This window comes from Chloroflexus sp. (assembly GCF_056331925.1).
Window position 1 is genome coordinate 1 of record NZ_JBWGQH010000031.1, and the last position, 19,348, is coordinate 19,348.

General features: G+C 53.3%; 18 protein-coding genes. 12 read left to right on the plus strand and 6 right to left on the minus strand.

Translation table 11 applies throughout. The features are described 5' to 3' along the window. Positions 1–85 precede the first annotated feature (85 nt). The 4 genes from AC01ZF_RS14850 to AC01ZF_RS14865 form a co-directional block, all read right to left on the minus strand. Positions 86–1,549 (minus strand): sensor histidine kinase, encoded by a 1,464-nt coding sequence (locus AC01ZF_RS14850; protein ID WP_476575463.1) that lies wholly within the window; start codon positions 1,547–1,549, stop codon positions 86–88. Positions 1,550–1,648: 99 nt separating this feature from the next. Further along, positions 1,649–2,374, minus strand: a complete 726-nt coding sequence (locus AC01ZF_RS14855) for a hypothetical protein (RefSeq protein WP_424676753.1) — start codon at positions 2,372–2,374, stop codon at positions 1,649–1,651. Positions 2,375–2,523: 149 nt separating this feature from the next. Then, the gene (locus tag AC01ZF_RS14860; protein WP_476575464.1) at positions 2,524–4,164 is read right to left on the minus strand and encodes an extracellular solute-binding protein; all 1,641 of its coding nucleotides are present in this window, start codon (positions 4,162–4,164) and stop codon (positions 2,524–2,526) included. Between the two features lie 20 nt (positions 4,165–4,184). Next, entirely contained in the window at positions 4,185–5,288 is a 1,104-nt protein-coding gene (locus AC01ZF_RS14865; RefSeq protein WP_424676755.1) for a substrate-binding domain-containing protein, read from the minus strand. A gap of 271 nt (positions 5,289–5,559) precedes the next feature. On the opposite strand from AC01ZF_RS14865, the gene AC01ZF_RS14870 reads away from it, so the two are divergent. The 5 genes from AC01ZF_RS14870 to AC01ZF_RS14890 all read left to right on the plus strand — a co-directional run bounded on the left by AC01ZF_RS14870 (position 5,560) and on the right by AC01ZF_RS14890 (position 10,025). Then, entirely contained in the window at positions 5,560–6,480 is a 921-nt protein-coding gene (locus tag AC01ZF_RS14870; protein WP_424676756.1) for a carbohydrate ABC transporter permease, read from the plus strand. Between the two features lie 44 nt (positions 6,481–6,524). Beyond that, positions 6,525–7,415, plus strand: coding sequence for a carbohydrate ABC transporter permease (locus AC01ZF_RS14875; RefSeq protein ID WP_424676757.1), 891 nt, complete (start codon positions 6,525–6,527; stop codon positions 7,413–7,415). 84 nt (positions 7,416–7,499) lie between these two features. Beyond that, positions 7,500–8,846 (plus strand): ABC transporter substrate-binding protein, encoded by a 1,347-nt coding sequence (locus AC01ZF_RS14880; RefSeq protein ID WP_476575465.1) that lies wholly within the window; start codon positions 7,500–7,502, stop codon positions 8,844–8,846. 102 nt (positions 8,847–8,948) lie between these two features. Continuing rightward, positions 8,949–9,713 carry a hypothetical protein gene (locus AC01ZF_RS14885; protein WP_424676759.1) on the plus strand — a complete coding sequence of 255 codons (765 nt, stop codon included), beginning with the start codon at positions 8,949–8,951 and terminating at the stop codon, positions 9,711–9,713. 78 nt (positions 9,714–9,791) lie between these two features. Then, positions 9,792–10,025, plus strand: coding sequence for a DUF2267 domain-containing protein (locus AC01ZF_RS14890; RefSeq protein ID WP_424676760.1), 234 nt, complete (start codon positions 9,792–9,794; stop codon positions 10,023–10,025). Between the two features lie 127 nt (positions 10,026–10,152). Here AC01ZF_RS14890 and AC01ZF_RS14895 read toward each other — a convergent pair whose 3' ends face one another. Both AC01ZF_RS14895 and AC01ZF_RS14900 read right to left on the minus strand, forming a co-directional pair. After that, the gene (locus AC01ZF_RS14895) at positions 10,153–11,658 is read right to left on the minus strand and encodes a putative hemolysin (protein WP_424676761.1); all 1,506 of its coding nucleotides are present in this window, start codon (positions 11,656–11,658) and stop codon (positions 10,153–10,155) included. 12 nt (positions 11,659–11,670) lie between these two features. Then, on the minus strand, positions 11,671–12,252 hold the full coding sequence (locus AC01ZF_RS14900) for a peroxidase-related enzyme (RefSeq protein WP_424676762.1): 582 nt from the start codon (positions 12,250–12,252) through the stop codon (positions 11,671–11,673). A gap of 663 nt (positions 12,253–12,915) precedes the next feature. On the opposite strand from AC01ZF_RS14900, the gene AC01ZF_RS14905 reads away from it, so the two are divergent. The 7 genes from AC01ZF_RS14905 to AC01ZF_RS14935 all read left to right on the plus strand — a co-directional run bounded on the left by AC01ZF_RS14905 (position 12,916) and on the right by AC01ZF_RS14935 (position 19,339). Further along, on the plus strand, positions 12,916–13,944 hold the full coding sequence (locus tag AC01ZF_RS14905; RefSeq protein ID WP_424676763.1) for a hypothetical protein: 1,029 nt from the start codon (positions 12,916–12,918) through the stop codon (positions 13,942–13,944). Continuing rightward, a complete protein-coding gene (locus AC01ZF_RS14910; RefSeq protein ID WP_476575466.1) occupies positions 13,892–14,362 on the plus strand; it encodes a hypothetical protein in 471 nt (156 codons plus the stop codon). The genes AC01ZF_RS14905 and AC01ZF_RS14910 overlap by 53 nt, the downstream gene beginning before the upstream one ends. A 59-nt stretch (positions 14,363–14,421) precedes the next feature. Then, a complete protein-coding gene (locus tag AC01ZF_RS14915) occupies positions 14,422–15,678 on the plus strand; it encodes a class I SAM-dependent RNA methyltransferase (protein ID WP_428113637.1) in 1,257 nt (418 codons plus the stop codon). A 275-nt stretch (positions 15,679–15,953) separates the two neighbouring features. Further along, the gene (locus AC01ZF_RS14920) at positions 15,954–16,100 is read left to right on the plus strand and encodes a hypothetical protein (RefSeq protein WP_424676766.1); all 147 of its coding nucleotides are present in this window, start codon (positions 15,954–15,956) and stop codon (positions 16,098–16,100) included. Between the two features lie 675 nt (positions 16,101–16,775). Continuing rightward, positions 16,776–17,294: a Rab family GTPase gene (locus AC01ZF_RS14925; RefSeq protein WP_424676767.1), complete on the plus strand. Its 519-nt coding sequence runs from the start codon at positions 16,776–16,778 to the stop codon at positions 17,292–17,294. Beyond that, positions 17,291–17,995, plus strand: a complete 705-nt coding sequence (locus AC01ZF_RS14930) for a hypothetical protein (RefSeq protein WP_424676768.1) — start codon at positions 17,291–17,293, stop codon at positions 17,993–17,995. Before AC01ZF_RS14925 ends, AC01ZF_RS14930 begins: the two co-directional genes overlap by 4 nt. Before the next feature lie 9 nt (positions 17,996–18,004). Further along, entirely contained in the window at positions 18,005–19,339 is a 1,335-nt protein-coding gene (locus AC01ZF_RS14935; protein ID WP_476575467.1) for an SH3 domain-containing protein, read from the plus strand. Positions 19,340–19,348: the final 9 nt, after the last annotated feature.

Here is a 19,348-nt window from a genome sequence, read left to right on the forward strand (position 1 = left end):
ACCAAGGGTGTTGTGTGCGCTATGACCGAGGGTGTTGCGCTCGCTATGACCGAGGGTGTTGTGTGCGCTATGACCGAATTGCTATTCATCTTGACTCGTCTGAAGTTATGCGTGAGCCATGAGGACTAGATCGAATGCATGGTAGTGAGAAGAAGAAGATGCTCCCTTTGCCCACTTCACTCTCGAGCCACATCCGCCCACCATGCAACTCGACCAACCAGCGGCAGATCGAGAGGCCCAGACCGGTACCAGCGTGATGGCGAGTATCGGCATTTTCTACCTGCTCGAATTGCTGGAAGATCCGTTCTTGATCGGCCGGTGCGATCCCGATCCCGGTATCGCGCACCCAGAGTACCACTTGGTCGGTCTCGGCGCGTGCTCCAACGGCAATCTCTCCCATGTGGGTAAACTTGCACGCATTCGAGACCAGATTGAGGAGCACCTGCCGGATGCGCACCTCATCGGCGAAGACGGTTGGCAATGAGTTATGATACTCACGCCGCAACTGGATCGGACGGTCGCCGATTAACGCTTGCGCCGTGCGGATGGTTTCGTCAAGTAACGGTGGCAAGGCGAGATTCGTGCGATTAAGCTCAAGTTTGCCGGCTTCTATCTTCGCCAGATCGAGAATATCGTTGATCAAACCTAACAAGTGCTGACCACTGCGTCGGATTTCGGCAATATCTTGCAAGATTTGCTCGTCAATTTTGACATCACCGTACATTTCAGGGTGTTCGATCATTGCCGTGCTGAAGCCGATGATAATATTGAGTGGTGTCCGCAGTTCATGCGACATCGTCGCCATAAAGTTCGATTTTGAGCGGTAGGCTGCTTCAGCAGCGGCGCGTGCCTCTTCCAGCTCAAGCGTGGTGCGGTACAGTTGCTCGTTGAGCAAATCCCGTTCGAGCAAAGCGCGCTCAAGCGTGGCCTGCGTCTCGCGCAGTAACTGCTCGCGCCGTTCAGATTTTTGCGCAGTATCAATTGCCCAACTAATGGTGCCACGTACCACATACGCTGCGGCCCAACTCAGCGTTGCAGCGCTGAGCAACAGGATCACGAGAAAGAGAATCTCACCGATCGCGGAAAACCATGTTGGGCGTGGTTGGCCGATGATATCGGCAGCCAGGAGCAAGATGATGTAGAGCAGAATAGCCGCTTGCGTCGCTTGATAGGGTGCGCGCGACGAGACCATAATCCCGGCAGCAAATACCCCCAGTACCGATAGATAGACGAAGTTGTTGTCGGTGAAGCCGAAGGCCGCGCAACTCAGTATCGGTAAGAGGGTCGTTGCTGTGACAATCGTGATGCTAGCCCGCTGCAGTTGACCATGTCGCCGTAGCCGGTCACTGGTTGCAGTTGCCAAGATGAGCAACAGAATGATCGCATATGCCCAGCCATTACCGTCCCAGCGGTTCAGCAACAGAATACCGAGTGCTGCACCGGCCAACGTCGCCAACAAAACGAGCATTGGTGGCAAAAGATCAGCGACGAGACTTTCATCAGGTGTTGCGACGGCGGTGCGGGCGGGAACGATGTTGCGCGCAACCATGATGGGTATCCTTGCTATACGTAGGTGGACGAATGTTCGTTCTTAATATTGTAGCGTGTACATCGCGGGTACAACATTGAAAGCTGATGAATTATCTGCTTAGATACCGGTGACAGCGGTGTCAAGCACCTTACGGAAGACTTCCATATCTCGGCGTAAGTCGGCGAGTCGCGTTTGCACTGCACCGCTGGCCGAAGAGATGGCGACTGCGTCGGCTGTACGGAGCCGAATGATCTCGGCCAGCGTCGTATCAAGACTGGCGTCGATGTTGGCGAGTTGGGCCAGAATCCGGTTGAAGTAAGTTTGTAGATCGTTGATGTGCTGTTTCTGGGACAGTAAGGCTTGGCGTCGCTCTTCGAGTTGTTGGCGGGTAAAGGTGTCGATGGTAGCGCTGATCTGCCAATCGAGCTGAGTTATCTGTTGATCGATTCGTTGTACATCATTCGCTGCCAAATATTTCTCGATAATCTGACCTTTATCGGCCATTACGTAAGCGTCGGTAAGCAGATCACGAGTTTGATTTACAATCGTGCTGAGCAGTCCGGCCAGAGCACTTTGGGCGGTAGCGGCGGCCCGCTCTACCTCACGTTGCGACCGCTCGATCTCGCTAATAGCCGCGCGCAGGCGCGGACTGGTGATCCGTGGCCGTGGTATCGGCGGTGGTGCAGTCAGCATGGGGTCGCGCATCGCCAGCCACGTTGCTACTACGTATACCGCCAGACCGAGCGGTAGCCACCAAATCGTCAGCGTTAAGCCACCAAACAAGGCTGCGACCAGTACGAGCAGGTTTAGTGGTTGAAGAGCAGCAGTGCACAGGATTGTCATACGATTTTACCGATAATACAGGAATTGCTTTTGCAATTATATCACGTTGTTCTTTCGATGCCGAGACAGTCTCACATCACCCGTGTTGCACACATGTGCGATGGTGAGACTGCCGCTTACCGTCCAACATCGTCGGTGGCGTGGGCTGATTAGAAATATCGGCTCAGGTTTTCAAAAATTTGGGCAATATCACCGGTATCGCCGACCACGACAATCGTGCGCGAAAATTCGGCAATCGCATCAAGCACCTGTCGGTCGGCGTCGCTACCATAAGCCACCGGGAAGATGCTGATCCCGCTCTCATCGAATAACGTGCGGATGTCATCGAGTGATTTCTGGCTTGCATTGTCAGCGCCATCCGAGAGCAACACAATCGCGCGAATGCGATCATCGTCTGCAGTTGGTAACTGATCAAGAACCTGCTTCCCGAGTATCAGTGCATCGAACAACGCAGTACGCCCGCTGGCACGCATCGCTTGCACAGCATCTTGTAAGGCGATCCGGTTGTCGCTGAGTGGTGCCATCGGTACCACTAATCGGGCAGTTGAGTCAAAGGTGATCAGACCGAGGCGATCTTCAGGCAAAATCCGCATCAGAAAGGTTTCGATCCCGGCCTTGACCATAGTGAGCTTATCTCCTTCCATCGAACCAGAAGTATCAACTATTAGCACGATGTCGGCCCGCTTGCGGTTGAGTGACCACGAGTTCTTGATTGCGACGATCACCTCTGCCGTCGGCACGGCCAAGACGGTCTGCACACCTTGCGGATCGACACCGAACGCCGGGCTGATCGGATCGGTCAATGGCACGTCGGGGTTGGCCGGGCGAAAGCCAAACGACATTGCGGCCCGCTGGCTCTCTTCACTGAGCAGAAATTCGTAGAACCGCTCGGCAGCATCACGTTCGTCAGAATTGGCACTTGCCATAATGATGAAGGGGTTGTCGTGCCAGAAGGTACCTTCCGCCGGATAGATGGCGACCAGCGGTGTCTGTGGTGGATTGAACTTGTTAAAGTCGATGAGCGTGATCTCTTCCATTGGGAAGGCTGAGATGTAGCTCATGCCAAACTTCTTCATGTTTTCGCTGAAGATCAACGTATTGTAGCCGTAGTGCTTAATACTGCGCCCTAAGTCACGGATGAAGCGGGTTGCCTCCTCGCTTTGGACATCGGCGATGGTTAATCCCTCTCGTTTGCCGGTTGCAGCGTAGAATTCGGCAATGAGTGTACTCAGGGCAGTTGTACTTATTTCGGGATCGGTATGGCCCCATGAGAAGCGGCCCCATTCTGGATGGCCGAAGCGGCCCCAGCCCTGCGGGTCGTTGGTGAGGTCGAGAATGTCCTTCCAGCCAATTGGTTTGTTCGGCCAGCCCATCGCCTCGGCCATGGGCTTCCACATCGCAATTACGACCGGGGTGAGCACGAGCGGCTTGTTGGAAACGGCTACATTCTGATTACCGGTCTCTTGCTTCAGCACTTCCAACCACGTGCTGGCCGATGGACTCCACACTGTTACTTGAAGTGTCCCGTTCTTGATCTCGGTGCGGGCTGCGCCCGAAGACTTGTTGATCCCTTCGACGCGCACTCGGCGGTCGTTGACGATGATCCGCTGTTCGTTGAAACGGGAAATCTGCTCGGTCAGCCATTTGTCCTTTTCCGGGCTGTACGCGATGGTAATCGTGATAGCATTAGCGTCACTTCCATCTAGTAATCCGTCAAGATTACCACAGCCGCCGAGCAGGATGGTCAGTAGGGTCAGCAGAATAAGCAGTTTCAGCGGTCGTGCGAGCATAGGAGTTCCTCTTCATGAAATTACTGTTGTCGTTCTGTCGCTGTGCGCCATGTATTAATCAGTGCCGCGACGACGTCGGTTGTTGGTAGCGCGAGTTGTGATGGAAAATCGAGTTGGACGCCGTTGTCGCGGTATCGTCCGAACAAGGATGATGAATCGTCGAGGTCGATCCTTACTTGCGGATTGACCGGACGAAAGCCATACTCACGCATGGCAATAGTCTGTTCAGTTGGACTGAGCAGAAATGTGCGTAGACGTATTGCAGCTTCGCGTTCAGCGTTTCCCACCCATGGCGCATTCAGAATAACAAACGGATGGTCACTGATAATCGGATTCGCGGGGTACGCAATCCGTAGCGATTGTAGGCCACGCCCTTCACCCTGTCGAAATGCTTGCAACGCGAGATTTTCGTAGGTGGTAATGATGTCGTACACGCCAGGCCGGATGACAAAATCGGTGGTGAGTGCCCCGGTGCTGTCCGGCCAGTTGACGACTTGTCGGCTCAAGCGTTTTAGCCAATCGCGGAATCCGCTGTCCTGAGCTTTGGCGATGGTTAGTTCGGTAGTCTGGTGATACTGAGCAGCGAGCGTAATCAGCGTTTGCAGACCTCCATTGCTTAACACCGGTGACGAGATACCGATCTTAAGCGAGTTGATCTGGTCAGGGAGTTCACGCTGCCACAATTGCCACGGATTATCGATGCCCTCGGTACGTATGAGAGCTACTACTGGCGAGAACGCCAATGGTTGGGCCGGTTCGGGTAACCAATCGGCTTGCCACTGCTGCAATTCGGCCAGTTGGAGGGTACTGGCCGGGCTAACGACGGTTGGCTGATAGCCTTCGCGTTCAATCGCCGTGATCAGATCACGTGATCCGGCGACGCGTATACGTACTTTAATGGCACGACCGTTGACGGTTGGGTTGGTGCTGGCAAATCGTTCGAGCGCGCTGCGTAGCCAGGCCTCTTTTTCCGAACTGATCGCAATATCGAGCTGAATCGGTGGGGCGACGGTTGGTAATGGAAGTGGCGCCCAACCTACCGCCCCACTTATGACGGTAATCGCAACGAGAACAAGGGTCGCGATGAGATAGGTGCCGGCAATCAAGCGGGATAGACGGAGCATGCCAGTTTCTCTCTGACTACTGCGGTGCCTACTTCTATGGTAGCACGTCCTGATTATCAGCGCTCTCCAAACGTGAACTGCTAACCTCTGTGAAAAGATACGTTTGGTGCCCGATCCTCGTTGCACATCCATACCGGTTATCGCTGAGTATTGGTGCTTTAACAGTTGTTTAGTGAAAAATTCATTTTTACTTAATACTTCAATGATGATTGATTAATCTTGTTCGAATAGGATAGCTCAGTTACATGTAAAGACTAAGGATCGTGCAACAATGGCCCTGCAAAAGTCCCGTCAAGAGCGCCATCCGAACACATTACGACGTGAACATCGCGAGTGGTTGCTTTTTACACTCTTTATCGGCCCGAATCTCCTACTTTTTGCCGTCTTTACGTATTGGCCGCTGATATACAACGTCTACCTTAGTCTGGTGCGCTGGGATTTTTTGCGCCCGACAATGACGTTCGTAGGTCTACAAAACTACATTACGGCATTTGGTGATCCTCGCTTTTGGAACATCATCTGGCAAACGGCCACGTTTACCGTGTGGTCGGTCGGTTTAACATTGATCTTGGGGTTGTTGTTGGCCTTGTTGCTCAACCAACCGCTCCGTTTCCGCAACACCGCCCGAGCGATTGTTTTCTCGCCGGTAGTGATTTCAGGGGCAGTGGTGGCGGTTGTGTGGAGCTATATCTTCGATCCACGCTACGGCCTCATCGACCAGTTGTTGGCTTTGATCGGTCTAGATTCACCCAACTGGTTGGCCGATCCCTTCTGGGCTATGCCGGCGGTCATTATCGTGTATGTGTGGAAGAATATCGGTTATGCAGTGGTGATTTATCTCGCCGGTTTGCAAAATATTCCCCGTGAGTTGTACGATGCCGCTCGCGTCGATGGCGCCGGTGCGTGGGAACGGTTTTGGCACGTTACGCTTCCTGGCCTTTCGCCGGTGGCCTTCTTTCTATCGGTCACGAGTATTCTCGCCTGCTTTCAAGCCTTTGACATTATTCGCGTGCTGACCAACGGTGGTCCCGCCGATGCAACGACTACCCTGATTTTCCACCTCTACGAGCTGGGTTTTGTCTCGTATGACGCTGGGAAGGCAGGTGTGGTCGCTGTGGTGTTGTTCTTCATTATGCTTGCGCTGACTATCGTGCAAATTAGGTATCTCGAGCGGCAAGTGACGTATGGATGATGGCCGGAGCCACGAATTTACGCGGGTGTAGGTGTAGGTTAGGTATGGCAGTGACAAATGATCTTGAACGTGTGATTACACTGATGACTGCGCGACGACGATCGCAACCACTTTCGCTGCTGTTGTGGCGTATCGCCGGATATGGCGCGCTTGTTATAGCTGTGGTTACGATCGGTCTACCGGTCTACTGGACGGTAATGGCCGCATTTAAAACGAGCCGTGAGATTTATTCGTTGCCGGTGACATGGTGGCCGGCTAATCCGACGCTGACCAATTTTCCGGCAGCGTGGCAGGCGGCGCCATTTGCTCGCTACTATCTCAATAGCTTTATTACGACCTTTTTCGGAGCAGCAGCCGAGGTGATTTTAGCTATCTTCTCGGCTTACGCTTTGGCATATCTGCACTTCCCCCGTAAAGATTTGGTCTTTCTCTTGTTGTTGGCGGCATTGATGATACCGGTCGAAATCACTATTGTGCCGAATTATCTGACCGTAGCTCGTCTTGGCTGGATCAATACCTATCAAGGCATGATCGTGCCGGGTGCAGCCATTGCCTACGGGACCTTCTTGCTTCGGCAGGCGTTTTTGGCCGTGCCACACGAGATTCTCGAAGCAGCGAAGGTTGATGGAGCCGGTCACTTCCGCGTTCTGGCTAGTATTGTTGTGCCAATCGCACAGCCGGCAATTGTGACGATGGCGTTGTTGTCGGTGGTCAGTAAGTGGAACGATTTTCTCTGGCCGTTGATCGTCACCAATACCACCGATATGCGCACGTTGCCGATAGGTGTTTTCTGGCTGCGTAACAGTGAGGGTTTAGCCAATTGGGGCGTAGTAATGGCCGGTTCGCTCTTTCTCATCGTGCCGGTGTTGATCGGGTTCTTGTTGGCGCAGCGTGCCATTGTCGAGGGGATGACCGCCGGTGCGGTGAAAGGTTAGTCCTTCTTACTTGTGCATGATGGCAAGGTAGCCGTATGCAATAGATGCCTTGGTGTATAACTGTACAGGGGAATGATCATGAACATGAAACGTACATTCACCCGGCGCGAATTGTTGCGCCTTGTGGCGGCAGGGAGCGGTGCGGCGGTATTGGCGGCGTGTGGTACGCAAGGCGGGCAGACGGGAACGCAGACCACTCAAGCACCGGCCGTGGTCAGCCAGCCCGGCTCGAAGGTCAAGATTACCTACTGGGGTTCGTTCAGTGGGAATCTGGGCGAAGCTGAGCAGGCGATGGTCAAGGCGTTTAACGATTCGCAGAATGAGGTCGAGGTTGAATATCAGTTTCAAGGTAGCTATGAAGAGACGGCGCAGAAGTTCACCGCTGCCTTGCAAGCTAATACCACGCCCGATGTCATCCTACTCTCGGATGTCTGGTGGTTTGGTTTTTACCTGGCCGGTGCGATCACGGCGCTCGATGACCTCGCCAAACAGGTGAATCTCGATTTCAGTGACTACGAACCGGTGTTGCTCAATGAAGGTGTGCGCAAAGGTGTCCATTACTGGATCCCATTTGCACGCAGCACACCGCTCTTCTACTACAACAAAGACATTTGGGCTGAAGCAGGGCTGCCCGATCGTGCCCCAGAGACGTGGGCCGAGTTTAGCGAGTGGGCCCCAAAGTTGGTGAAGAGTGATGGCAGTCGGGCGGCGTTTGGTCACCCTAACGGCGCAAGCTACATTGCGTGGCTCTTCCAGGGAGTGGTGTGGCAGTTTGGCGGTCAGTACTCGCAACCTGACTTCACCATGACGATGACCGATCCGAATACGTTGCGGGCAGCCCAGTTCTATCAGGATACGGTAGTCCAAAATAAGTGGGCGATTTTATCGCCCAACCTTAATCAAGATTTCATCGGTGGCGCGATTGCTTCGATGATGGCCTCAACCGGTTCATTAGCCGGGATTCAGGCTAACGCTACCTTCCCGGTGGGCGTCGGCTTCTTGCCGAAAGAGACTAACTTCGGTTGCCCGACCGGTGGCGCCGGTTTGGCGATTGTCAGCCGTGCTCCTGCCGAGAAGCAACTGGCGGCCATGAAGTATATCGCGTTTGCGACCAACCCTACCAGCGCCGGTGTGTGGTCGCGAAGCACAGGGTATATGCCGGTGCGGATTAGCACCAAGCAGATGCCGGAGATGATCGAGTTCTTCAACCAAAACCCCAACTTTAAGACGGCGGTTGATCAGTTGCCTAAGACTCGTGCGCAAGACTCGGCACGTGTGTTTGTGCGCAACGGTGACCAAATTATCGGTAAGGGACTCGAGCGAATTATCGTCAACGGTGAAGCGCCGAGTGCAGTCTTCGCCGAGGTGAATAATGAGTTGACCGAAGGAGCAAAGCCAATCCTTGAAGATCTCAAGGCACGTGAAGGTTGATCGCACGGGAAACGTAGCAGGTACATCGGCATATGCAGGGTGCATGAGCAAAACCCTCTTGTGTCGGTGTACCGCTATCTGGTACCAGGATAGCCGGTCGCTATGTTAACCATCGCCAACCCCAAAATAGCCGGCTTCACCCCACGCTGGGCTACTTTTCGTGGTCTCACTATTCTCTTCGACAATATCGGCCTCCGTCGAGATGGGCCATGGTTACGGCTCGATTGCGCACTCGATGCCATTCCCGAATATACGCTTTACCGTGGTTTGCGTAAGGCGATGTGTGTGCTCGACACCGATCTCCTCTTGCGTCGGTATCTGTTCTGTGCGCTGCCACCGTCTACCTATCACGTTACCCTATGGGATGGACCAAGCGATGGTAATGTTGCTCAGGCCCTACCCCACATCCGGCCACGACTTAATGATCTGCTGATCGATGTACCCGGTGCGCTGCTCCACGGCCATTTTATCAGCGGTACCGTGGCCAGCTCACCGCTCATCCGACGTAAAGGTTGGCGGGTTGGGTTTACCGTTAGTCAGTTGGCGATTGTACATCGGTCGGCACTGGTCGCCTTATTATCCCCTACCGCTGAGATGCACAACGCCTTTGCGATATTGGTCGAACTACGTCGTTCGTGGAATGCTACGTTTCACCGTCGTTTTGGGATTGCCGCCTACGAGCCGTATATGCCACATATAACACTTGGCTACTTCGCCGATCCGGTGCTTGCCGATGAAGCGCAAGCCGAATTGTTGCACTGGGAGGAAGTTGTGCTTCAACAGACTGCCGGTACGCATATCACCTTTACTAGTGCCAGTCTGTATGGTTTGCTGGACATGGTAACGTTTTTTCGTACCGCCCGTTAGTTCTGCTATAACGTGTTCGCTAATGCTATACTACACGTATCGTAGATAGGCTGCGATAATTGTGAAGAGGTGAAAACGATGAGCACAGGTAAAACGTTGGTCGATTTGATTCGGGAGAAGACGGGAGTCAGCGCGGAACAGGCTCAGCAGGCGATTGATGTAGTGATCGGATTTTTGAAAGAGAAGTTGCCGGAACCGATTGCCGGGCAAGTAGATCAGGTATTGAAGGGCGATGTGAGTTCGCTAGCCGAGCAGATCGATGCTGCTAAAGAGATGCTCGGTGGCCTGTTTGGTGGTAAGAAGAATAATTAATTCGGTCAGTGGTGGCACAGCGATGCCTTGGTAGCGCACTTGTGCCACGTGTTGTTATGTGCTAAGTGGGAGGACGCACTACATCGTGCGTCCTCACGTATCCGCGAGAGCGTATGGGTCTGGTTTTTTACCGTGATGCCCACCACGCTGCGACATCGGTGAAGAATGGGTCGCCGGGTTGCAACTGGGCGGCACGCTCCAGATCGGTGTCGATGGCCGGGTCGGTTGGATCGGCGAGAAAACGTCCCCAGGCCCAGATAACGTAAATCGCGGCCCGTTCGGGTGCGACACCGGCAGCTTTTTCAGCTTCAGTGCGCACATATTCACTTAATGTCTCGACCCATCCTTCGGCGACGGTACCGACGATCAGTGGCGACTCGGCATTGAAGATCGCTTGCGGCGAGTACGCACGCATCTCGGCTACAGCGCCGTCGTAATCACCGGCGAACACCTTGTTGAGCAGAGGGTAAGCACTCTCAGCGATTGCGTTCATGTGCGCTGTATGCGTCATCTGGATCAAACGCTGATTCCACCGCAGTGTACCGGCTTGCGTGGTCGGATCGGCGGTACCGGCTTGTGCAACGGCTGCATTGATTGCCGCTAAGGCATCGGCCCATAGATCGGCTTGCGCTGAGGTGATTGCTTGCCGGTTGAGATCGGCGAATGGTTCGGTTTGCCCATCTGTCAGGTCACTAATCTGTAATGCGACCATACGTTCATCTTGCCATCGGTAGACCTGATACGCCGGGTAGTAGACACCGCATGCATAACAGAAGATGTACGGTTCGGAACGATTAAGGACAACCTCACGGATCCCATCGCCGTCGAGATCCTCGGTATGACCAAAACCGGGGTAGGGCGAGAAGGCGGCCACTTCGGTTCGTAACTCAGTACCGTCGAAACTCAGTAGATGATAACTGCCACCGTGTGCACCGATCCCACCTTCAATCTGCAACCAGATGCGTCCAGGGGCGATCGGTACTTGTTGTACACTCCCCACAAAATCTGGTCCATCGCTGAATGACTCTGTGCTCAGCGTAGTTCGTTCCCGTTCTTGCCAGCGATCATTGGTATAGGTGTAGAGTGCTAGCGTATGCGGTACAAGCGGGTTAAGGTCGAAATTGCGCATACCGGTACTGTAGACGATCCAGAGTTGACTGCCGTCGGTGGTTTGTACCGGTTGAGCAGCCAGGTCGTTGAAAGCATTTGCCGGTAGGTTCGCTCGGAAGAGTGCCAGTAGCTCGCCGATCGGTGCGGGGATGCCGGTAGGGTCAGGTCGTATCGTCGTCGAATCATACTGCTCACCGGGGCGACATTCACCACGGTAGAATGCCCATTCTTCGCAGAGGCTGTTATCGGCAAAAAGGCAAACCCCGATTTGCCCACCATCACCAGTAGTCCGAATCTCAAGATAACCACTCTGCTCACTACAATAGACCGCGGCCGGATTCGCGAGGCCGGTCATCGCGGTTGGCACTGGGGTTGTAGTGGGTGGTCGGGACGGAAGTCCTGTCGTGGTTGGCGCGATGGTTGTGGGTTGCGCTGAATTGGGAACAGGGACGCAGCCGGTGTTGAGACCTACCAAGACGATGGCAAAGGCCAGCGTAAGCGTGCGATGTAGGCTAGATGTCATTGGATTTCCCTTTTAATCGAAGTGGCGTCCCATTGCATAGAATTCGTCGTTTGGACGTAATGCGCTCATATTCGCGAGCCGATTACTCATCGCGAAAAAGGCGGCAATCGCGCCGATCTCCCAAATATCCTCTTGAGTGAATCCGTGCTGGTAGAGGGGTTGCCAATCTTCTTCACCGATCCGTGCTGAATCGACGGCGACTTTCAATGCGTAATCGAGCATTACCCGCTGGCGTGGAGTGATCTCGGCACGACGGTAGTTGGTGGCGATCTGTTCGGCGAGACGGGGGTTCTTGCTGCGGATGCGCAGGATCGCACCGTGCGCAATCACGCAGTAGAGGCAATCATTAGCTGCCGAAGTCGCTACGACAATCATTTCCTTTTCGGCTTTGGAGAGGTTCGAGGGTCGTTCCATCAGCGCATCGTGGTAGGCAAAGAAGGCACGAAACTCGTCGGGGCGGGCGGCTAGCGCCAGAAAGACGTTGGGAATGAAACCGCTCTTTTCGGCGACCTTTTCGATACGTTCACGGATGTCTGGTGGTAATTCATTAAGCTGTTTGGGGTACGGAAAACGGCTGAGGGGGCGGTCGTCCATAGTCACCTCACCTTGACTCTGCAATCATCTCATCTAAAATGTGATTTCATTATATACCAAGTGAAGAAGGTGGAACGGATAGTTAACCTGTTCGTTTTTCTGGAGCGCAGTTTTAGCGCTAGATCAGGAACGTTGCCAAGCAGAGGTCATAACGATACAATCGTTTCACGAAACTAAGCGACAAAGGGAAGTTATTCGTATGTTTTACTTCATACTGGTTCGGTATAGGAAATTGTTGTTTGGTATATTACAAATTGTGTTTAGTGTAATCATCGTTCCTTTCATGATATTTATCCTTGCCGCATGGCCGATAGATTATAGTCTTAGTTTTCATCTTCCCATTGATGTGCTATCATCGGGGATTAGCTCAGTTGAGATTGGTGAAAAGGGTGAATTTCGCTGGTTTGCTACCGAAAGTGAGATTGCTTTTCCGCTGCTAAGTCGGGCCGATCATCGGCTCGTGCTTGAAATTCACGGTGGTGGGACCAATTCAAGAACCTTAAAGATCCGGTGGAATGGCGAGCGTTACACTTCTACCGTGCTGCGAGCCGGTTGGAATCGATTAATACTCCACATACCGTCGTCGATCATTCGTGAAGGTGAGAATGTGTTATCCTTTTCAATTCTACCTCTGCCGACTTTGCCACAGGAAAAAAATTTGGTATGGCGGTTACCAAACTACAGGTGCAGCAATGTGAAGCACGGTTAGCACCGGTTACCATTTTAGGGTGGCTAAGTGCCATCGGTTGTATGCTCTACCTGTGGCTAGTGCTTTTACGCTTGTCTGCACACGAACGGCTAGTCATTCCGGTCATTGTCCTTGGCTTCATCGGATTCGGTACAGCGCATATCCGCTTCCAGATGGCCGTGTTGTGGATGTGGTTATTAGGTGTTGCGTTATTTATCACCGGCGGTTTTCTCTTTCTTCGGTTTATCCTGTGGTGGCAACGAAAATCATTATCAATATGGCTCGCGCGGTTGTCTCTACTTGCTGCACTTTGGTTCGGATTGCATGTAGTTGGGATGAATGTACCGGTCTTTATCGATCATCGGGCGCGGGCTAATCATTCCCTTTTGATTGCCCAGGGAATGGCCGATGTGGTCCAAAGTCGGTTGGCGAATCAGTACGAGTGGGGGATCGCCACTATTCCATATTCACTCCTGAGTTATTACTTGTTAGTTCCGATAGCGTTTATCTTCCCGGAGACATACGAACTTACCGCTGCAATGAAATGGATTGTCAGTCTGATACATGCAACAACGCCATTCTTGCTCTATCGGCTGGCAGTTCGTTCTGGGTACAGCGCGCGGGTCGGTTTCTTGGCCGGGGCGTTGTTTGTTAGTCTGCCGGTGACCCATCTCTACTTTCACGACGGTAGTTATCCGACGATTATCGGCGTATGGTGGGTTGTTGTCACCTTGACCTTAGTGAACGAGTTCGTCTATCGTGAAAGGTGGTCTTGGGTTGAAGTTGGTCTTATCGGATCGGCATTGAGTGTTGCTCTGCTCATATACGTTACCCATGTGGTGTTTGTACCACTGGTCATCGGCATTGCGAGCCTGTTGGCAATTTGTTATTCGTCTGCACATTACCGGGACGGTGATCTTGCTCACCCTCATATTCAGCACGCTCATAGCAATGGCCGTATACTATGGCCGCTATCTGGTTCCGGTACTCATCGCCGTGCTTGACCGGTTGGCTACCGGTCAGCGGGTTGGTCACGATCGATTACCATCACCTTTGATCGGTTCGTTGGTGGAGCAGATCTGGGGCCATACCCGTGTTATCCCGATATTGTTGCTTCCTTTAGCATTGGTTAGTATCGTGCGGCGTGGAATAACCTGGAACGGGTATGTGCTGATCGGTTATGTCGTAGTACTGCTAGGGGCAATTGTCGTTGATTGGCAGTTTAGCCTCTGGAATAAACATTGGTATTTTAGTCTGCCGGCGTTGGCCTTTTTGAGAGGCATTGCCCTTGATACGGTGTGTATACGTTCGCGAGCAGGGCGGGTGGTCGCAACCGGATTGGTTGGGTATTTGTGGTATGAGAGTGTAGCCGCATGGCTGGTACGAGAATTCTTGCATCAGTGGTCTTTGCAGACACTGTAAAAATTTGTGCGTTCTTTACTCAATACAAATGTTAATTGCATACTGAGTAAAAGTTTATTATGAAACTAATAGAAAATGATGTAATTGAACTTACGATTGACGGGATTGCGCAAGGCGGCGACGGCGTGGGCCGGCTGGGTGAGCTGGTGGTCTTTGTGCGCGGAGCATTACCGGGAGAGCGGGTACGCGCACTCGTGTACGAACGTCATGCTCGGTTTCTACGTGCAACGGTCAGCGAGATCATCCGTCCTTCACCGGACCGGGTAGCACCCTTGATCACTCCCGGCGACCATGCTCTGTGGCAACACATTGCTTATCCGGCGCAGGTGCGATTAAAGGAAGAAATTGTCGTCGAGCAGATCCGCAAGTTTCTGCCCGGAGTTGAGGTGTCTGTCCAACCGGTCATTGCGGCACCACAACCGTGGGGCTACCGTAACAGTGCTCGCTTACACGCTGATCACGCAGCGCTCGGCTATCACGCTACCGGTACAAAGACGGTTATCGATCTGGTGGATGATCCGTTGCTCTTACCGGCGTTACGGGAAGCTCTTGCCGGACTACGACGCTTACCGTTTGCCGGTCTGATCTCCGAAGTGATATTGCGGGCCAGCGCCGTATACGGCTACGCGGCGGCTCGCCTGTTGCCAACGGCGACAGCGCATCGCCATGAAATAGCGCGGTTGGCGGCGGCATGGAAGGCAACCACACCGGTATTAGCCGGTGTCACACTGGCCGATGAACCGCTCGTTGGGGCCGGTGAGATCTTCGATGAGCTAGGCGGGATGGTCTTTCGTCTGAGCTTAAGTAGCTTCTTTCAGGTCAACCATCCCCAAGCCGAGCGCATGCTCGAAGTAGTACGGACCGCGCTGGCCCCGCATAGCGGTCGCTTACTCGATGCCTACAGCGGTGTGGGTAGCTTTGCGCTACCCCTTGCCGCAGGTTACGAGGATGTCGTTGCAGTCGAAGCGCATCGGCCGGCGGTAGCCGATGGTGAGCAGAGTGCGTTCCTCAACAAGGTGTCGAACGTGCGGTTCGTGGCCGGCGTGGCAGAGCGGGTTGTCGGCAACCTGTCCGGCCCCTTCCATGCCGTAATCCTCGACCCGCCCCGGCGTGGGTGTCATCCGGCCGTGCTCACCGCACTCATTGAGCATGCACCGCGCTGCATTGTGTACATTTCGTGTCACCCCGGCCTGATCGGACGCGATCTGGCACCGCTCGTGGCTGCCGGGTATCGTTGCATTCATGTGCAGCCGATCGACCTCTTCCCGCAAACACCGCACATTGAGACGGTGGTGGTGCTCGAACGTTTGTCGTGACCAGAGAATATCACAGAAACGTTTGAAATTGTCTTCAAATGTGTATTCAGGTTGCTTAACGCGATGATCTATATCTTTGTTGAATTGTTAGTTTGTGGAGGATATGATAAGCGGACTGGATTTTGTGTCCGTGCCTGATTCGCCGGCTTGCTGATCACGCATATCCTTTTCCACGATGGGAGCTATCTCACTATTCGCGCGGTATGGTGCATGGTATTACCCCTCACCGTTATCAATAAACCGTCTCGATACAGTTGATGTTGGCGCAGGAGGTTGTGATTATTAGGTTAGTGATCGGTATTGTATTCCTCATTTTGTTACTCCATGCCGTGATTGTGCTGTTTGTGATCGACTTGGCTAATCTGTTGGCAAGCTGTCGAGGTGATCGCAGTTGCGGTTTTGGGGTCAGGGCACATTGGTAGTGGTGCGCGTTGATAGCTTTATCCCATTGATGCTCTATCCTCCTGTTATGCAATGCGTGACGATTTATGAGGGGTACATGGGTTGGACGTGAAGCGCTTCCCTTTACCCTTGGCGGCGTGGAATAACTGCGGATGAGTATATCCTCATTTGATGTTTAGCGCTATTCCTTGGTAAGCTTATTATCGACCAGTAGGATAGTCTTTAAATATTGGCATGTTCGTCTACCAGTATTAGCGAGTCTTGATGAAATCGCTCTGAATTTTTTAAATAATTGATGTTGTTGATCGATTATTTGTTATTTAAGTGCGTGCACGCATGTTTTTTGCGGTTATTCTATGCTAAAGGTTATTTTGGACGATATAAACAGTTTATGTATCGTTTGATAATCCTGCTTATGCGTAATAATACTATACTGTATAGTGGAAAATCTTCTCTTTTTGATGACAATTCAATAAATGTTGTACGCTCTTGAATGAATACTTTGTGAGAGGAAACCGGACAACCCTTCGGTCTCGGCTCTGTGAACTGTATATCAACAGTTGCAATTGAAAAAGTTTTCATCGCTCGCGAATCTCGGGCAAACGATCTGTGCGAAGCACGTACTAGACTATGTTATACTGTGAGCAACTTGTAATAATAGCACGCCTGCACGGGCTGTTCTATTGGCGAGTGCTGTGAATCGACTTGTTGCCAAAATCTGCTTGATCGGCGAATTCTCCGTCGGTAAGACTAGTCTTGTTCGTCGCTTTGTTGAAGGTATCTTCGACGAGCGGTATCTCAGTACGCTTGGTGTTCAGATTAGTCGTCACACAATGCATGTTGATCAGACCGAGTTCAGCCTCTTGATCTGGGATACGGCCGGTGGTGAAGAACTTAATCAGATCGTGCAGAATTACTATCGCGGTGCCGCCGGCGCTTTGCTCGTCTGCGATGTGACTCGCCCAGAGACATTGCCGGCCCTGAATGCCTACGCTACCGCCTTCCATCAAGCCAGTCCGGCTACCCCGCTTGTGATTGCAGCCAACAAAGCCGACTTGGTTAACCAACGTCGCCTGAGCGATGATGAGATTAGCAGTGTCGCGGCTGTCCTGTCGGCTGATTGGCTCTGTACGAGTGCTCGTACCGGTGAGGGGGTCCAAGAGGCATTTCATATACTCGGACGCAGGATTAAACGGCAAAGGGAGCGTATATGATCAACGAAGCCAATGGTATCAACAATCCGGATGAAGCTGAAGAACTCGAACGGGTGCGGCAAATTATTCTGGGTACAGGAACACGCCAGCCCCGCCAGGCTGAAGTTGATCGTCTGCGCGACATCATCTTCGGACCGCAGATGGAGGAATACGCTCGTGCTTTCAGTGACATCCGCCGTCAGATTGAGCATCTGACCAATGACGTTCGTCAATTGCAAGACCGTCTGGCAGAAGTCGAGAAAGCAATGGTGCGTCGGTTTGATACTCTTGATAACGAGACGCGCCGTATCAACGACGAATTGCGTCGTGAGGTCGAACGAGCACGGGCACGCGAGGCGTTGTTGCAACAGGTGTCGGCCCAACTTCGCCAGCATGAGGCAGCTTTGAACGGATTGAGCGATGGGGTGAGCGAGTTGCGGCGGGTCCAGGGCCATCACGATCTCGAAATTCGGTCGGGCCGCGCCGGTTTGGCCGAGACACGCGATCTGCTCGAACAACGTACCCAGGCCCTGCGCCGTGAGATCCGCAGTGCCGAAGATGTGTTGCGCTCGGAGCTGCGCCGGATTGCTGACCGCCTCGATAATCAGAAGACCGATCGCAAAGCGTTGGCCAGCATGCTGATCGAGATCGCAACTCGGCTTGAGACCGGGAGCCCAATTGCCGGTTTGCTCGATGGTCTTTCCTCGGCGAAGGATGACTAAGACGCGATTATGGCTACCGATCCGCAGACGAGTCGGGAGATCGAAGAGCTGCGGCGTGTGCTGCTAAAGCCAGAGGCGCTGGTTGATAAAATCAGCCCCGTGATCGCCGATATTTTGGCCGAGCAGATCCATACGTCAAAAGACGATATTGCGCGGGCGTTGGCTCCGGCAATCGGTGAAGCAATCCGCCAGCAGGTGTATCAAGCGCGCGATGATATTATCGATGCACTCTATCCGGTGATCGGTGCCATGATCGCTCGGGCCGTCACCGAGGCCATTCGAGATTTGGCCGCGCAAATTGATGCGCGCATCCGTACTGGCCCACTCCTCTGGCTCGATCCCGGTTATTGGCAGGCACGGGCGCAAGGTGTCTCGGCTGGTGAATATGCCATGCGCAAGCAGTTGCCCTTTTCGGTGCAGGAGGTGTTTTTAATCCAACGCGATTCGGGTATTTTGCTTTGCCATGTCGCCGCACCCGGTATTCCAATCGTCGATCGTGATCTGGTCAGTGGTATGCTGACGGCGATCCGTGACTTTGCCCACGATGCCCTTGGTGAAGGTGATGAACTCGGTGCGATTAGCTATGAGTCGCGCCAGATTGTCATTGCGAGTGGGAGTGCAGTCTATCTTGCCGCTGTCATTACCGGCGTCGAACCTAGCGGGTTTCGTGAAACGTTGAGGCAAACTTTGGTTGCCATTCACGAGGGCCGTTACGACCGCTTACGGGAATTCGCCGGTGATGATGACCGGTTAGTTGCCGAAGTCGAGTCGGTTATTCGGGAACGTATTCCGTTGGCGAAGGTAGAGTTTGCTCCTACCAAACCATCTGCGTCGTTCTGGCAACGTGCAATTTGGGTGTTGTTGCTGCTGATCGTGCTTTCGCCGTTTTTCTTCTGCGGCTGGTGGGTACTGAGTGTTGAAGCGCGGATGGCCGCCTTGTTTGCGCCAACTGCCACGCCGACTGCCACCCCGACGGCGACGCCGACTGCCACCCCGACGGCGACGCCGACTGCCACCCCGACGGCGACGCCGACTGCCACCCCGACGGCGACGCCGACGGTGACTCCAACGCCGACGATTACGCCAATCCCTTACGATGGCGTGATGACGGGAAATGTGTATCTGTATAGTTTCCCTGATGAGGCTAGTGAGCGTAGCCTAATTGTGGCGCCACGGAATGCGCCGGTTATTGTGTTGGCTCAGTATGGTGATTGGTATCAGGTGCGGGTCGATGTTCGGGTGGATCAGCAAGCCGTGCAGTTGATCGGATGGGTGCCTTCGCGTTGGGTTGGGTTGGTACGACCGATTCCACCGAATCTCGTGACACCCTTCCCAGTACCCTGATGGTGCGTC

What these genes read in the sequence shown, in the direction of transcription:
- AC01ZF_RS14850 (WP_476575463.1), bottom strand. Translation starts at nt 1,549, where the DNA reads ATGGTTGCGCGCAACATCGTTCCCGCCCGCACCGCCGTCGCAACACCT.
- AC01ZF_RS14865 (WP_424676755.1), bottom strand. Translation starts at nt 5,288, where the DNA reads ATGCTCCGTCTATCCCGCTTGATTGCCGGCACCTATCTCATCGCGACC.
- AC01ZF_RS14935 (WP_476575467.1), top strand. Translation starts at nt 18,005, where the DNA reads ATGGCTACCGATCCGCAGACGAGTCGGGAGATCGAAGAGCTGCGGCGT.
- AC01ZF_RS14905 (WP_424676763.1), top strand. Translation starts at nt 12,916, where the DNA reads ATGGCGGTTACCAAACTACAGGTGCAGCAATGTGAAGCACGGTTAGCA.
- AC01ZF_RS14880 (WP_476575465.1), top strand. Translation starts at nt 7,500, where the DNA reads ATGAAACGTACATTCACCCGGCGCGAATTGTTGCGCCTTGTGGCGGCA.
- AC01ZF_RS14915 (WP_428113637.1), top strand. Translation starts at nt 14,422, where the DNA reads ATGAAACTAATAGAAAATGATGTAATTGAACTTACGATTGACGGGATT.
- AC01ZF_RS14855 (WP_424676753.1), bottom strand. Translation starts at nt 2,374, where the DNA reads ATGACAATCCTGTGCACTGCTGCTCTTCAACCACTAAACCTGCTCGTA.
- AC01ZF_RS14875 (WP_424676757.1), top strand. Translation starts at nt 6,525, where the DNA reads ATGGCAGTGACAAATGATCTTGAACGTGTGATTACACTGATGACTGCG.
- AC01ZF_RS14895 (WP_424676761.1), bottom strand. Translation starts at nt 11,658, where the DNA reads ATGACATCTAGCCTACATCGCACGCTTACGCTGGCCTTTGCCATCGTC.
- AC01ZF_RS14890 (WP_424676760.1), top strand. Translation starts at nt 9,792, where the DNA reads ATGAGCACAGGTAAAACGTTGGTCGATTTGATTCGGGAGAAGACGGGA.
- AC01ZF_RS14930 (WP_424676768.1), top strand. Translation starts at nt 17,291, where the DNA reads ATGATCAACGAAGCCAATGGTATCAACAATCCGGATGAAGCTGAAGAA.
- AC01ZF_RS14870 (WP_424676756.1), top strand. Translation starts at nt 5,560, where the DNA reads ATGGCCCTGCAAAAGTCCCGTCAAGAGCGCCATCCGAACACATTACGA.
- AC01ZF_RS14910 (WP_476575466.1), top strand. Translation starts at nt 13,892, where the DNA reads ATGGCCGTATACTATGGCCGCTATCTGGTTCCGGTACTCATCGCCGTG.
- AC01ZF_RS14885 (WP_424676759.1), top strand. Translation starts at nt 8,949, where the DNA reads ATGTTAACCATCGCCAACCCCAAAATAGCCGGCTTCACCCCACGCTGG.
- AC01ZF_RS14900 (WP_424676762.1), bottom strand. Translation starts at nt 12,252, where the DNA reads ATGGACGACCGCCCCCTCAGCCGTTTTCCGTACCCCAAACAGCTTAAT.
- AC01ZF_RS14860 (WP_476575464.1), bottom strand. Translation starts at nt 4,164, where the DNA reads ATGCTCGCACGACCGCTGAAACTGCTTATTCTGCTGACCCTACTGACC.